Below are 13000 nucleotides of genomic sequence, written 5' to 3' on the forward strand. Positions count from 1 at the left end.
CCCCCGCTGCGGGCGCTTTGCGTTCCGGGAGGCCTCATCCATGACGATCCGCAAGCTCTGCGCGGCCGCTGGCTGCGACGACCTCGCTGTGCCTGGCGCCGCGCTCTGCGAGTTGCACGAGGCCGAACGGATCGACCGGAACCGCGCGCGGCGGGCGAAGGTGAAGACGGCCGAGGAGATCCGGCGCCGCTCGAAGCTCTATGCCAGTCCCGCCTGGAAGACCGCGCGCGCTGCCTTCCTCGAGGCCAACCCGCTCTGCGTCGATTGCGCGGGGCTCGGGCTGGTGACCCCGGCCACCGAGGTGGATCACATCGCGCGGCACGAGGGCGACCGCGCCCGGTTCTGGGACCGTTCGAACTGGCAGGCGCTCTGCAAGAGCTGCCACAGCCGCAAGACCGCCCGCGAGGTGCTGGGGCGCAACTGACACCGGGGGGTGTCCAAAAATCGACGGCCCCCCTCGGGAACCGCGCATGGGAGCTTTCCTGTTGCGCGGGCCGAATTGGCAAAAAAAGCCCACGATTATAAGCCCCCGAGACAAAAACGGAGGGAGGTCCGATGCGCGGTCAGAAGCCGAAGCTCGACAATGTCGTGCCGATGAAGGCCGACCAGACGGCGCCCGTGCCCGAGGCGCCCGACTGGATGAGCGCCGAGGGGCGGGACGCCTGGGACCGACTCGCGCCGGTGTTGGCGGGCAAGCGGCGGCTCGACCCGGCCTTTCACGACCCCTTCGCCGTCTATTGCGAGGCGGTGGCCGATGTCATCCGCTTCACCGGTGATATCGCGGCCTTCGGCAGCTGGTACGAGGTCGAGACCCGGAACGGGCGGCAGCAGAAGAAGCGCGCGGTCTGGGGCCAGCGCCAGGACGCGATTGCCACCATGAACCAGCTCGCTGCGCGCTTCGGGATGACGCCGGTCGACGAGGCGCGGATGAGCGCGGGCGGGCAAGGCGATCTCTTCGGCGAGATCCTGAGGACACTCGATGGACCCGATTGACCACCCGGTCTCGCGCTATGCGCTCGATGTGATCGAGGGCCGCGAGATCGCGGGCACGCTGGTGCGGCTCGCTTGCGAACGCCACCTGATGGATCTGGAGACCGGCCGCGACCGCGGGCTCCGGTTCGACTGCAAGGCGGCCTCGCGCGTCCTGAACTTCGCGCGGCTGATCAAGCACACGACGGGTCCGGCGGCGGGCCGCCCGCTGGCGCTGACGCCCTGGCAGGTCTTCCGGCATGGCTCGGTCTTCGGCTGGAAGCAGGAGGACGGGCTGAGGCGGTTCCGCACCACCTATCACCAGGTCGCGAAGAAGAACGGCAAGACCACCGACACCGCGGTGCCGATGCTCTTCACCCAGCTCTTCGATGGCGAGGCAGCCCCCCAGGGCTTCTGCACCGCGACGACGCGCGATCAGGCGGGGCTTCTGTTCCGCGAGCTGCGGCGGATGATCAAGGCCGCGCCCGCGCTTTCGGCCTTCATGGACACCGACAACAAGCACCTGATCTCGACCGCGATCACCAATGGCACGATCCGGACGCTGAGCCGCGACGGCAACTCGGCCGATGGCATCAACCCCAGCTTCGTCGCCCGCGACGAGGTGCACCGCTGGACCGACCGCGAACTGGCCGAGGTGGTGGTCAATTCGATGATCGCCCGCGCCCAGCCCATCGATTGGGCGATCACCACGGCAGGCGCCGACATGGCCTCGATCTGCGGCGAGCTGAGGGAATACTCCGCGACCGTCCTGCGGGGCGATGTCGAGGATGACAGCTTCTTTGCCTATGTCGCCGAGCCGCCTGGCGATTGCGACGTGGGCGATCCGGTGGCCTGGAAGATGGCCAATCCCAATCTGGGCATCGCCTTCAGCGAGGAGCGCTTTGCCGAGCTTTACCGCGAGGCCACGGTGATCTCGGGCAAGATGCCGAACTTCCGGCGGCTGCACATGAACCTCTGGACCGAGGGCGCGCAGTCCTGGATCGAGCGCGAGATCTGGGACAGGGGCGCCGAGCCCTTCGCGCCCGAGGCGCTTTACGGGCGCCCGGCCTGGGTCGGGCTCGATCTGTCGAAGACCACCGACCTGACCTCGATCTGCATCGCGATCCCGAAGGACGGGCAGGTCTACCTGATCAGCTATTCCTTCCTGCCCTCGGGGCCGAAGGGCTTCATCGCCCGGGCGCAGAGCGAGAAGCGGGACTATGTCGCCTGGCGCGATCAGGGCTGGCTGGAGGTGCATGGCGGCGGCGTGATCGACGAGGACCAGGTGATCGAGCGGCTGGAATGGATCCGGGCGCGCTTCGATCTGCGCGAGCTGTCCTATGACCGCTGGGGCATGAAGTATGTGGCGAAGGAGCTGGTCAAGCGGCGCTTTCCGCTGGTCGAGCATGGCCAGGGCTATGCCTCGATGTCCTCGCCGATGAAGCGCTTCGAGCGCGCGGTGGCGCAGGGGCGGCTGCGGCATGGCGGCAATCCGGTGCTGGCCTGGGCGGTGGGCAATGTCCATCGCGACGAGGATGCGGCCGAGAACATCAAGCCCAACAAGGCGCGCTCGAAGGGGCGGATCGATCCGGCGGTGGCCGCGATCATGGCGCTCGGCCGCGCCGAGGCGGAGGCGGGCAAACGCAAGGCACGGGACGTGGCAACGGTATGATCGGACTTCCTTTCCTCACGCGCGGCCGGAAAGCAGAGGCCCCCCGGCCCGAACCCCGGCCCGAACCCCGGCGCGAACCGCCGGTCACGGCCAGCATGGCTGCGGCCGGACCTGTGGAGCCCTCGGGCACACGCGCCCCGTCGCCGTGGTTCGGCGATCACTGGGCGGGCACGCAATCCCGCGTGCGCTCGCTGCCGGTGGTGACGCCGCTGGCGGCACAGCGTCATGCCACGGTCTTCGCCTGCTGCAACGTGATCGCGGGCGATCTCGCCAAGGTGCCGCTGCGGCTCTACCAGCGGATGGGGCCGAGCCGGGCCGAGCCGGTGGTCGAGCATGCCGCGACCTATCTGCTGAACACCGAATCCGCCCCGGGCGTGGCGGCCCGTCTCGCGCGTTTTGCGCTGGTCTATGCCTTCGCGCTGCGCGGCCGGGGCTATGCCTATGCGCCCCGCGACGGCGCGGGCGAGCTGACGCTTCTGGATGTGATCCGCCCCGATCTCTGCGCCGAGCTTCGCGACGGCCGGGCGCGCTTCTATGCCTTCGAGGACGGGGCCGGGATCCAGCGCCGGGCGCCGTCCCGCGCGATGGTGCATCTGCGCTACATGGCCGAGGACGGCTGGACCGGGCGCAGCCCCTTGCAGGTCGCGGCCGAGTCGGTCGGCCTCGCGCTGGCCGGTCAGGAGGCCGCGGCGCGGGCGGCTTCGGGCGTGCAGATGCGCGCGGTCCTGAAGATGGAGGATGTCTACGAGGACGATGAGGCCTGGCACCGCAATGCCCGCCGCGTGCGCAACGCGCTGACCGATCCCGAGGCCAACGGGATCCCGATCATCGGCGCCACCGAGGACATCAAGTCGCTGGATCTCTCGGCCGCCGATCAGCAGCTCCTGGAAAGCCGCAAGTTCGACCGCGAGCAGATCGCGGCGATCTACCGGGTGCCGCCCTCGAAGCTGCAGATGCTGGAACACGGGGTGAAGGCCAACGGCCAGCAGCAGGCCATCGATTACAAGACCGACTGCCTGTTGCATTGGGGCGGCTTCGTCGAGGCGCAGCTGGCGCTCGGCGTGCTGACCGAGGCCGAACGGCGGGCCGGGCTCTTCTTCCGGCACGATTACGACGCGCTGATGCAGGCGACGACGAAAGAACGCTACGACGCACTGAAGGCGGCGGTGGGCGGCCCGTTCCTGACCGCCAACGAGGCCCGCGCCGAGGATGGCCGCGCCCCGGTCGAGGACGGCGACCGCCTCAACCCCGCCCCCAACATGACCCGCGACGAGGATGCCGGGGCCGAGACGACAGAAGGGAAAGACTGATGGAGATGACGATTGCCAGCCTTCTGGGCGCCGCCCCCCTGGCGCTGGATCACGACTTCGGGGCGGGGCTCCTGGGGCTGCCTTTGCCCGCCGCGCCTGCCGCCGGGCCAGCGCTTTCCGGGCCGGTCGAGGTGGCCCGCGGCGAGCGCTTCGCGGTCGCGCGCGGCGTGGCGGTGATGCCGGTGCGGGGCGTGCTGACGCCCAATGCCGAGATCCTCGAACGCTACCTCGGCTGGGCGACCTTTGCGGGGATCGAGGCCTCCTGCGGGGCGCTGGCCGCCCAGGAGGACGTGGCGGCGGTGGTGATCGAGTTCGACACGCCGGGCGGGCTGGTCCTGGGCGGCGCGGCTGCGGCGGGGGCCATCGCGGCGCTGGCGGCGGTCAAGCCCGTCCATGCCCTGGTCAATCCGCTGGCGGCCTCGATGGGGTATCACCTGGCGAGCCAGTGTTCGGAGATCGCGATGACGCCGGGCAGCCTCGCGGGCTCCATCGGCATCATGCGCCAGGCGGGCTGGCCGGTCGGCCCGGACAGGGCGGGCCAGCAATGGCAGATCTTCACCTCGACCCATGCCCGCGCCAAGCTGCCGAACCCCGAGACCGAGGCGGGCCGGGCCGAGATCCGGCGCGATCTCGATGCCCATGAGGCGGCCTTCCATGCCGATGTCGCCCGGGGCCGGGGCATCGCCCCCGGGGATCTGGCCGCGCGGCTGTCCGTGACCGACGACCCGACCGATGGCGGGGCGACCTTCGGGCCGGAGGCGGCCATCGCCCGCGGCCTTGCCGACCGCGCCGAGACCCGCCTGGCCTTCTATGACCGGATCTTTGCGGCCCATGCGCCCAGGCCCGCCGCCCGGCGGAGCTCGGGCCGGGGCCACCTGGCGCAAGCCGCCGCCGCGCAGGCCCGCGCCACGCTCTGAACTTCCCGAGAGCGGGAACTTGCCGCCCCGTCCGGATCGCTCCGGGCGGGGCTTTTGCTTTTGCCAACCAGGAGACCGACATGCCCAAACCCCGTGACCTGAACGATCTGCGCCGCGAGCGCCGCGCGGCGGCCGCGCAGATGCAGGAGCGCGCCGATGCGCTGGCCGCGCTCGAAGGGGCGGAAACGCCCGATACCGAGGCCATCGCCGCGGCCGAGACCGCCTTTGCCGAGGCCCAGGCGGGCTTCGAGACGCTGAACGCCCAGGTCGGCCGGGCCGAGGCCACGGACGCCGCCCGCGCCGCCGCCGCAACCGGGGGCGACGATCCCGCGCCCGCCCAAACCCCCGCGCCGCAGGCCGCCACGCCGCGCAATCCCGCGCATCGGGGCGTCGAGGTGGGCTTCATGCTGCATGCGCTGGCGGCCAGCCGGGGCGACCGCGAGCGCGCGGTGGCGCGCCTTGAGACCGACGGCCATTCCGGCGTTGCCGCGATCATGTCGGGCGCCTCGGAAGCCGCGGGCGGCATCACCATTCCCGCCGCGCAATCCGAGGAACTGATCGCGCTCCTGCGCCCGCGCGTCACCGTCCGGGCCTCGGGCGCGCGCACCGTGCCGATGCCGGCCGGTGAGCTGCGCACCGCGCGCCAGAGCGCGGGCGCGACCGCGGGCTATGGCGCCGAGACCTCGGCCATCGCGGAAAGCGAGATGAGCTTCGATGCGGTCGACAAGTCCTTCAAGCTCCTGCGCGCGCTGGTGCCGCTCTCGAACAGCCTCTTGCGGCATTCCTCGGTCGCCATGGCCCAGCATGCCCGGGATGACCTGCTGAAGGCGATGGCGCTGCGCGAGGATCTGGCCTTCCTGCGCGGCGACGGCGCGAATGACACGCCGAAGGGGCTGCGCAACTGGGCGCTGGCCGACAACTGGCGCGAGGGCATCGCGGGCACGGCCGCGGCGGCCGAGGCGGCGGTTCGCTGGGCGGTCTCGACGGTCGAGGACGCCAATGTCGGCATGGTGCAACCTGGCTGGATCATGCGCGCCTCGGCCAAGAACTGGCTCGCGAGCCTGCGCGATGATCGCGGCACCCCGGTCTTCCCCTCGATCGATGCCAGCGGGACGCTGAAGGGCTATCCGATCCGCACCACTTCGCAGGTGCCCGACAATCTGGGCGCGGAGGGCGACGGCACCGAGATCACCTTCGCCGATTTCGACGAGGTGGTGATCGGGGACGCGATGCAGATCGCCATCGCCGCCTCGACCGAGGCCGCTTTCGTCGATGCCAATGGCGAGACGATCTCGGCCTTCCAGCGCGATCTGACGCTGATGCGCGCGGTCTCCGAACACGATCTCGCACCCAGCCATGACGAGGCCATCGCGGGCTTCACCGCGACCGGCTGGTCGCTCTGAGCCCCGCCACCGTTCCCCAATTCCGAGAGGTATCCGACATGACGAAGGTCATTCTGAAGTTCCGCCGCGCCCATGGGCGCTACAACCGCGGCGAGGTGGCGGGGTTTGCGCCCGCGCTGGCCGCGAAGCTGACCCGGGGCGAGGACCCGGTGGCGACGGTCTTCGACCGGGCGGCCGAGGCCCGGCTTGCCGCCGCGCCCGTCGATCCGGCCGAACTGGCGGCCCGCGCCGCCGATCTGGCCGCCCGCGAGACGGCGCTTGCGACGCGCGAGGCGGCCCTGGCCCAGGCCGAGGCGAAGGCCGAGACCGGCGCGCCGCCGAAACAGGGCAAGGCCGCCGGGAAAGAGACCGCCAAGGATCCGGCCAAGGACGCGGCGACGGCATGATCCTGGAAGAGACCCCGCCGCCGGGTGTCAGTGTCGAGGCGTATAAACGCGCCTCGCATTGGGAGGGCGATGCGGACGATGCCCGGATCGGGGCCTGTCTGGCGGCGGCGCAATCGGCGGTCGAGACCGCCACGCGCCGTCCGCTGACGCCCCGCCGGGTGCGCTTCGAGACCGCCGCCGGACAGGGCCGCCGCTGGTGGGTGCCGGTCGCCCCGGTGCGCGCGCTGCTGGGCGTGAGCTGGTCGGGCGGCGAGCTGAGCGCGGAGGCCGCCCGGCTCCTCTTTCCCGACAGCGAGCCGCAGATCCTCCTTGCCCCGGGGGCGCTGGCGCGGGTGCCGGACGGCGCGCCGCTCCGGATCGCCCTCGAGGTCGGTCCCGACATCGTGCCGCCGACGCTGGCCCAGGCGGTGATCCTGATCGCGCGGGACTGGCTCGATGCGGGGATCGCCATCGAGACGGTGGAAAGCCCGCGCATCGCCTTCGGGGCGCGCTCCCTGATCCGGCAGATGCGCTATCGGCGCCCCGGCATCTGGTGCCGCCGATGAGCCTGTGTCTCGACCGCCGCGTCACCTTCGAGCGCCAGGGGCAGGGGCGCAATGCGCTGAACGAACCCACGGGCGCCTGGGCGGAGATCGCCACGCTCTGGGCCGCGCGCGCGGATCTGGCCGAGACCGAACGCGCCGCGGCGGGCCAGATCGGGGCGGTGCGCGCCGCGCGCTTCACCCTGCGCCGCTCGGCCCTGGCCGAGGGCCCGGCCCGGACCCTCAGTGCCGCCGACCGGCTCCGGGACGAGGGAATGATCTGGAACATCACCGGCGTCACCGAACGCGGCCGCTGGGTCGACGTCTCGGCCGTCAGCAATGGCCGGAAGGAGGAGGCATGAGCAAGCAACCCGTCTCGGTCGATGGCCTGGCCGACCTGGAAAAGATGATGGTGGAGCATCTGCCCAAATCGACCGGCCGGGGCGTGCTGCGCCGGGTGGGCAAGTCGGCGCTGGGGATCTTCGTCGAGCGCGCCCGCGATCTCGCACCGCGCGCCAGCGGCGATCTGGCCGAGAGCCTCGCGGTCTCGACCCGGCTCGACCCCAAACAGCGCCGCGATCACCGCAAGCTCGTGCGCGACGACAAGGCGGCGGTCGAGATCTTCGGCGGCGCCGCGGCGCTCCCCCATGCCCATCTGGTCGAGTTCGGCAGCGTCGAGCGGCATCTGGAAAGCGGCGGCTCGACCGGCACCATGCCAGCCCAGCCCTTCATGCGCCCGGCCTGGGACGCGACCCGCGAGGCGGTGCTGGCCGGTATCGCCAAGGGGCTCGGGCACGAGATCGCGAAGACCGTGGCCCGCCGCGCGAAGCGGCTGGCGAAGAGGGCCGGGAAGGGGGGCGGCCGATGAGCTTCAAGGCCGACCTGACCGATCTCTTGCTGAGCGATCCGGGGCTCGCGGATCTGGTCGGCGCACGCATCACCTGGGGCCGCCGCGCGCCCGGCGAGGGGCTGCCCGCGCTGGTGCTGCTGCGGGTCGGCGCGACACGCGACTATCACATGAAGGGGGTCGGCGCGCTGCGGCGCACCCGGATCCAGGCCGAGATCCTGGCCACCACGCTGGCCGAGGCGGGCGAGGTCGAGGCGCGTCTGATCGCCCGGCTCGACGGGGTCCGCGGCCCCCATGGCGGCACCGATTTCCGCGGCATCTTCGTCGAGGCCCTGCGCGACGGGCTCGACACCGACCGGGACGGCAGCGGGATCCACCGGATCCTGGCCGACCTGATCATCCATCACAGGGTTCACAACGAGGAGAATGAGAGATGAGCGAGGCGGATATCGCCTGGGGCTATGGCGTGGAAGTGGCCGAGGACGCCGCCGCCACGACCTTCCTGGAGCTGGCCGAGGTCAAGTCGGTGGCCCTGCCCGACCAGCAGCGCGACGAACATGAGGCGACCCATATGAAGTCGCCGAACCGGACCAAGGAGTTCCGCCCGGGGCTGCTCGATCCGGGCGAATGCTCGGTCACCATGAACTGGATCGAAGGCTCGGCCACCGACAATCTGCTGATCGGGCTGAAGGCCAGCGGCAATGTGCGCCAGATCCGGGTGACCTTCCCGGGCGGCACGGCCTGGACCTTCGAGGGCTGGCTCAAATCCTACGTGCCCCCCGCTACCGTGGGTGAGTTCCAGGAGGTCTCCGCGAGCTTCCGGGTCACCGGCAGCCTGTCCATCACCGGCATGGGGGGCTGATCCATGGCCAATCCGATGAAGGGCGAGGTCGATATCGAGGCCTGCGGCGAACAGCTCCGGCTGATCCTGAGCTTCAATGCCATTGCCGAGCTGGAAGAAGAGGCGGGCCAGACGCTCGCCGAGGCGATGGCCGCGCTCGAGGCGGGCTCGGTGCGGATCATGCGGCTCATTCTCTGGGCGGCGATGCGCGATCACCGCCCCGGGACCACCCTGCGCCAGGCGGGCGCGGTCGACTGATCCGGTGCATGACCGCAGCGCTGACGCTGATCCTGCTGGCCGGTCTCGCGCTGACCCTCCCGGCGACCCCGGCCGCGGCCATGCCGCCGGTGGTGGCGGCCCTTGGCGCCGCGGCGGGCGGCTGGATGGCCGGACTGACCGCGACCGCCATCATGGGCCAGGCCGCGCTTGCGGCCGTCCTGACCGGCATCCAGATGGCGATGGCGAAGAAGCCGAAGGCGAAGACCCGCGACGAGATCACGCTCAACCGGATCCAGCCGGTCACCACGGGCCGGATCCTCTATGGCGAGCGCATGCTCGGGGGTTCCATCGTCGCCCGCGCCACCACCGAGGCCGGGGGCAAGCCGCATCGCCGCTATCACTCGATCATGCCACTGGCCTGCCACGAGATCGACGGCGCGGTCGAGATCTGGCTGGGCGAGACCCTGGTCTGGACCGAGGCGAAATACCGCCGCGATGAAGCCGCGGGCAGCGGCGATCCCTATCACTGGGGCCAGGTCGGAAGCGATTACAAAGGCCGCGTCCGGCTCCGCGTCCACAATGGCGGCGAGGATCAGGCGGCCGAGGCCCGCTATGTCGCGGCCGCCCGCGAATGGACCGAGGCGCATCGGCTGCGCGGCGTGGCCTATGTCTATTTCGAGGCCGATTACGACCGCGATCTCTTCCCCAGCGGCGCGCCCCAGATCCGGGTCCGCGCCCGCGGCAAGCGCGTCTTCGATCCGCGCGACGGCCAGGTCAAATACAGCACCAACCCCGCGCTCTGCCTGCGCGATTACATGCTGACGCCGCAGCTCCGGGGCGGGCCGGGCTGGCGCCCCGGGGATCTCGACGAGGACACGATCCTGGCCCTGGCCAACCTCGCCGAGGAACAGGTGCCGCTGGCCTCGGGCAGGACCGAGGACCGCTATGCCTTCAACGGCGTGCTCGAGACCGAGGCCACCGCGGCCGAGAACCTCAACGATCTGTCCTCCTCCTGGGGCGGCTGGTGGACCTGCGAGCGCGGCCGCCTGACCGTCGGGGGCGCGGCCTGGGAGGAGCCCGCCTTCACCGTCACCGAGGACATGCTGGTCGGCGGGATCCAGGTCACCGCCCGCAAGCCCTTCGAGGAGCAGTTCAACACCGTGAAGGCGCAATATGCCGATCCGGAGAACGAGCATGTCGTGACCGATCTGCCGGTGCTGGACAGCGCCACCTATATCGCGGCCGACAATGGCGAGCCGCTGGTGCTCGACATGGGCGAGCTGCCGGGCGAGACCGGCTTTGCCCGCGGCCAGCGGCTGATGAAGCTGGCACTGCTGAAGGGCCGCCGCCAGAAGCAGGTCACGCTGCCCTGTTCGCTTGCCGCCTGGCCGGTGCGGCTGGGCGACACTATCCGGGTCTCGCTGCCGCGCCGGGGCTGGACGGCCAAGACCTTCGAGGTCACCGGCCGCACCGTCCATATCGGCGAGGACGGGGTCCGCGTCACGCTGAGCTGCATCGAGACCGGCCCCGCAATCTTCGACTGGCGGACCTCGGAGGAGACGCCCAAGCCCGCGGGCGGGATCCCGACGCTGCCCTCGCCGACCGCAAAACCGGTGGTGAGCGCGCCGACCATGACCGAGGCGCTTTACGAGACCCGCGGCGGCGGCGGGGTCAAGACCCGGGTCCGGCTGGCGGCCACCACCGACAATCCCTTCATTGACGCCTGGCAGTTCGCCTGGCGCCCGGTCTCGGCCCCCGAGCCCACGCTGCGCGGGCTCACCGATACGCCCGAGGACATGATCGACGACGTGGCGCCCGGCCCCTATGCCTTCGGCGTGCGCGGCCGCAATGCGCGCGGCATCTGGTCGGACTGGGCCTGGGCAGGCGCCACTGCCGTGCAGGGCGAGAACGCCCCGCCGGGCGCCATCACCGGGCTTTCGGTGCAGGCCTCGGGCGGCGCGGTCGCGATGCTGCGCTGGGACCGGCATCCCTCGCTCGACGTGCGCCAGGGCGGCCGGATCGAGTTCCGCCACGCGACCGCGCAGGCGGGTGCCAGCTGGCAGAGCTCGACCGGCATCGGCAAATCGGTCTCGGGCGGGGTCACCGAGGCGACCCTGCCGCTCAAATCCGGCACCTATCTGGCTCGGCCCTATGACGCGATGGGCACGCCCGGCCCGGTCTCGGGGATCGCGGTCCGCGCCGCCTCGATCATCCCGACCACGACCGTCGCCACCCTGGCCGAGGCGCCGGGCTTCGCGGGGGCGGCAGAGGGCTGCCACGCGGCGGGCGGCGTGCTGGCGATGGCACCGGGCGAGACCCGCGCGCGCTATGCCTTCGCGGGCCGGATCGATCTGGGCGCGGTCCAGCCGGTGCGGCTGATCTCGGATATCGAGCTGCTGATCTCGGAGGCCCGGGACCTGTTCTGGCAGCCCTCCGGCACGGCGATGTGGACGCCGCCCGATGCGCGGCTCTGGCTCGGCTCGACGGATGCCTATGGCGATGTCGATCTGCAGGTCTCGGTTACCGATGACGCCCCCGACGCCGCCCGCTGGGGGCCCTGGCAGAGCTTCGATGCCGCCGACTACTCGGGCCGGGCCTTCCGCTTCCGCGCGGTCCTGGGCGTCGAGAGCCCCGATTACACCATCGGCATCACGGGCCTGACCGTGACCGCCCTCCAGGCCGCATGAGGATGACATGACCCAAGCCACCTATCTGCTCGACACCGGCCATACCAAGGCCCAGGCCTTCGCCATGCTGCAGGGCGTGCTTTCCGCGATCCAGAGCGGCAATGCCGGGGCCACCCCGCCCGCCGAGACGGCGGCCGGCATGCTCTGGGTCGATACCGACGCCCGCGCCCTGAAGATGCGCAATGTCCCGAACAATGGCTGGATCACGCTGGGCTCCTTCGCCTCCGGCAGCTTCGTTCCGGCCGGGGTGAACCAGCTGACCGAGGCCCAGGCGAAGGATGCGTTTTCCGACATCTACGGCGCGGTGACCGGGGCGATCCTGCGCGCCGCGATCCTGGCCCACGCCCCCGACGCTGTGATCCCGGGCTGGCACCCTTTCGACATGGTCCGGCCCGGCGACGGCGCCACCGGCCTGATCTGGAGCTACGACAAGGCAGGCAGCATCCAGAACGTGGAGACGCCCGAGTTCGAGGACGGATACGAATATGCGCTGGTCTTCGAGGCCGTCGCCACCAACAAGACCACCTCCACACTGCAGATCTCGGTGCGGCCCGAGGTCACCGGCACCTGGTCGCCCTTCACGTCCTTCCCCGGGGCGGGCTTCCGCAGGGATGACGTCTGTTCCGGCATGCTGCGGCTGCCCATGCCGCGCCAGCCCCGGCTGGTCCATGGCTGCATCTGGGACGCGCCGCTGAAGGCCGGGATGGAGGATCTTGCCGTCCCGACCGGCGCCCCCGAGGCCTCGGCGCTGAGTGCCGTCCGGGTCCGCTGGGCCGAGGGCGGACGCATCAACGAGGTCTTCCGCACCGGCCGCGTCCGCCTGTTCAGGCGCCGCGAACACCTCACCGGCTGATCTGCCCTCCCATGACGAGGCCCGCCATGACCGTCACCAACACCGCGCGCGCCCATCCGCCGGAGGCCCCATGCAGGAACTGACCACGCAGATCCGGGACTGGTGGGCGGTGATGCTCTCGCTGCTCGGGCTGGCCGTCTGGTCGGTACGGCTCGAGGCCCGGGCGCGGACCAATACCGCCGCGCTCGACCGCGAGACCGCCCGGCTCGCCGAGGAGATCCGCGCCCTCGAGGCCCGCTGGCAGCGGCAGCGCGCCGAAGATCTCGCCGCCCGCCAGCGCGACCGCGAGGAGACCAACGCGCTGCTGCGCGAGCTTCGCGCCGACATCAAGACCGTCCTGCAGCGCGTCCCGCGCTGAGCTATTCCCCCGAAAGG

The 13000-nt window shown here is 71.2% G+C and carries 16 protein-coding genes; all 16 read left to right on the plus strand.

What is annotated here, in order from left to right; all coding sequences use genetic code 11:
• Positions 1–40 precede the first annotated feature (40 nt).
• The 16 genes from A6W98_RS18925 (at position 41) to A6W98_RS19000 (ending at position 12983) form a co-directional block, all read left to right on the plus strand.
• Complete coding sequence (locus tag A6W98_RS18925) at positions 41–424, plus strand: HNH endonuclease (protein WP_042464290.1); 384 nt, start codon at positions 41–43, stop codon at positions 422–424.
• A 131-nt stretch (positions 425–555) separates the two neighbouring features.
• Positions 556–993 carry a P27 family phage terminase small subunit gene (locus tag A6W98_RS18930; protein WP_042464292.1) on the plus strand — a complete coding sequence of 146 codons (438 nt, stop codon included), beginning with the start codon at positions 556–558 and terminating at the stop codon, positions 991–993.
• Positions 980–2641, plus strand: a complete 1662-nt coding sequence (locus A6W98_RS18935) for a terminase large subunit (protein ID WP_042464294.1) — start codon at positions 980–982, stop codon at positions 2639–2641. The genes A6W98_RS18930 and A6W98_RS18935 overlap by 14 nt, the downstream gene beginning before the upstream one ends.
• Before the next feature lie 95 nt (positions 2642–2736).
• Positions 2737–3951 carry a phage portal protein gene (locus tag A6W98_RS18940; protein ID WP_042465420.1) on the plus strand — a complete coding sequence of 405 codons (1215 nt, stop codon included), beginning with the start codon at positions 2737–2739 and terminating at the stop codon, positions 3949–3951.
• Positions 3951–4868, plus strand: coding sequence for a S49 family peptidase (locus A6W98_RS18945; protein ID WP_042464296.1), 918 nt, complete (start codon positions 3951–3953; stop codon positions 4866–4868). The genes A6W98_RS18940 and A6W98_RS18945 overlap by 1 nt, the downstream gene beginning before the upstream one ends.
• 80 nt (positions 4869–4948) lie before the next feature.
• Entirely contained in the window at positions 4949–6271 is a 1323-nt protein-coding gene (locus tag A6W98_RS18950; RefSeq protein ID WP_042464297.1) for a phage major capsid protein, read from the plus strand.
• A gap of 38 nt (positions 6272–6309) precedes the next feature.
• The gene (locus A6W98_RS18955) at positions 6310–6657 is read left to right on the plus strand and encodes a hypothetical protein (RefSeq protein WP_052678122.1); all 348 of its coding nucleotides are present in this window, start codon (positions 6310–6312) and stop codon (positions 6655–6657) included.
• Entirely contained in the window at positions 6654–7202 is a 549-nt protein-coding gene (locus A6W98_RS18960) for a head-tail connector protein (protein WP_042465425.1), read from the plus strand. The genes A6W98_RS18955 and A6W98_RS18960 overlap by 4 nt, the downstream gene beginning before the upstream one ends.
• Positions 7199–7540, plus strand: a complete 342-nt coding sequence (locus tag A6W98_RS18965; RefSeq protein ID WP_052678123.1) for a head-tail adaptor protein — start codon at positions 7199–7201, stop codon at positions 7538–7540. The genes A6W98_RS18960 and A6W98_RS18965 overlap by 4 nt, the downstream gene beginning before the upstream one ends.
• Entirely contained in the window at positions 7537–8046 is a 510-nt protein-coding gene (locus A6W98_RS18970) for an HK97 gp10 family phage protein (protein WP_042464299.1), read from the plus strand. Before A6W98_RS18965 ends, A6W98_RS18970 begins: the two co-directional genes overlap by 4 nt.
• On the plus strand, positions 8043–8462 hold the full coding sequence (gene gp17 / locus A6W98_RS18975; protein ID WP_042464300.1) for a tail completion protein gp17: 420 nt from the start codon (positions 8043–8045) through the stop codon (positions 8460–8462). The genes A6W98_RS18970 and gp17 overlap by 4 nt, the downstream gene beginning before the upstream one ends.
• On the plus strand, positions 8459–8887 hold the full coding sequence (locus tag A6W98_RS18980) for a phage tail tube protein (protein ID WP_052678124.1): 429 nt from the start codon (positions 8459–8461) through the stop codon (positions 8885–8887). Before gp17 ends, A6W98_RS18980 begins: the two co-directional genes overlap by 4 nt.
• A gap of 3 nt (positions 8888–8890) precedes the next feature.
• Positions 8891–9124, plus strand: a complete 234-nt coding sequence (locus A6W98_RS18985) for a hypothetical protein (RefSeq protein WP_052678125.1) — start codon at positions 8891–8893, stop codon at positions 9122–9124.
• Positions 9125–9132: 8 nt separating this feature from the next.
• Positions 9133–11772, plus strand: coding sequence for a phage tail protein (locus A6W98_RS18990; protein ID WP_042464302.1), 2640 nt, complete (start codon positions 9133–9135; stop codon positions 11770–11772).
• A gap of 7 nt (positions 11773–11779) precedes the next feature.
• Entirely contained in the window at positions 11780–12625 is an 846-nt protein-coding gene (locus A6W98_RS18995; protein ID WP_042464304.1) for a hypothetical protein, read from the plus strand.
• A 70-nt stretch (positions 12626–12695) separates the two neighbouring features.
• Positions 12696–12983: a hypothetical protein gene (locus tag A6W98_RS19000; protein WP_042461673.1), complete on the plus strand. Its 288-nt coding sequence runs from the start codon at positions 12696–12698 to the stop codon at positions 12981–12983.
• Positions 12984–13000: the final 17 nt, after the last annotated feature.

It is taken from the genome of Rhodovulum sulfidophilum DSM 1374 (genome assembly GCF_001633165.1).
Lineage (GTDB): Bacteria > Pseudomonadota > Alphaproteobacteria > Rhodobacterales > Rhodobacteraceae > Rhodovulum > Rhodovulum sulfidophilum.

Bases quoted from the DNA above. Each gene is read 5' to 3' on its own strand.
- A6W98_RS18925 (WP_042464290.1), top strand. From the start codon at position 41: ATGACGATCCGCAAGCTCTGCGCGGCCGCTGGCTGCGACGACCTCGCT.
- A6W98_RS18930 (WP_042464292.1), top strand. From the start codon at position 556: ATGCGCGGTCAGAAGCCGAAGCTCGACAATGTCGTGCCGATGAAGGCC.
- A6W98_RS18935 (WP_042464294.1), top strand. From the start codon at position 980: ATGGACCCGATTGACCACCCGGTCTCGCGCTATGCGCTCGATGTGATC.
- A6W98_RS18940 (WP_042465420.1), top strand. From the start codon at position 2,737: ATGGCTGCGGCCGGACCTGTGGAGCCCTCGGGCACACGCGCCCCGTCG.
- A6W98_RS18945 (WP_042464296.1), top strand. From the start codon at position 3,951: ATGGAGATGACGATTGCCAGCCTTCTGGGCGCCGCCCCCCTGGCGCTG.
- A6W98_RS18950 (WP_042464297.1), top strand. From the start codon at position 4,949: ATGCCCAAACCCCGTGACCTGAACGATCTGCGCCGCGAGCGCCGCGCG.
- A6W98_RS18955 (WP_052678122.1), top strand. From the start codon at position 6,310: ATGACGAAGGTCATTCTGAAGTTCCGCCGCGCCCATGGGCGCTACAAC.
- A6W98_RS18960 (WP_042465425.1), top strand. From the start codon at position 6,654: ATGATCCTGGAAGAGACCCCGCCGCCGGGTGTCAGTGTCGAGGCGTAT.
- A6W98_RS18965 (WP_052678123.1), top strand. From the start codon at position 7,199: ATGAGCCTGTGTCTCGACCGCCGCGTCACCTTCGAGCGCCAGGGGCAG.
- A6W98_RS18970 (WP_042464299.1), top strand. From the start codon at position 7,537: ATGAGCAAGCAACCCGTCTCGGTCGATGGCCTGGCCGACCTGGAAAAG.
- gp17 (WP_042464300.1), top strand. From the start codon at position 8,043: ATGAGCTTCAAGGCCGACCTGACCGATCTCTTGCTGAGCGATCCGGGG.
- A6W98_RS18980 (WP_052678124.1), top strand. From the start codon at position 8,459: ATGAGCGAGGCGGATATCGCCTGGGGCTATGGCGTGGAAGTGGCCGAG.
- A6W98_RS18985 (WP_052678125.1), top strand. From the start codon at position 8,891: ATGGCCAATCCGATGAAGGGCGAGGTCGATATCGAGGCCTGCGGCGAA.
- A6W98_RS18990 (WP_042464302.1), top strand. From the start codon at position 9,133: ATGACCGCAGCGCTGACGCTGATCCTGCTGGCCGGTCTCGCGCTGACC.
- A6W98_RS18995 (WP_042464304.1), top strand. From the start codon at position 11,780: ATGACCCAAGCCACCTATCTGCTCGACACCGGCCATACCAAGGCCCAG.
- A6W98_RS19000 (WP_042461673.1), top strand. From the start codon at position 12,696: ATGCAGGAACTGACCACGCAGATCCGGGACTGGTGGGCGGTGATGCTC.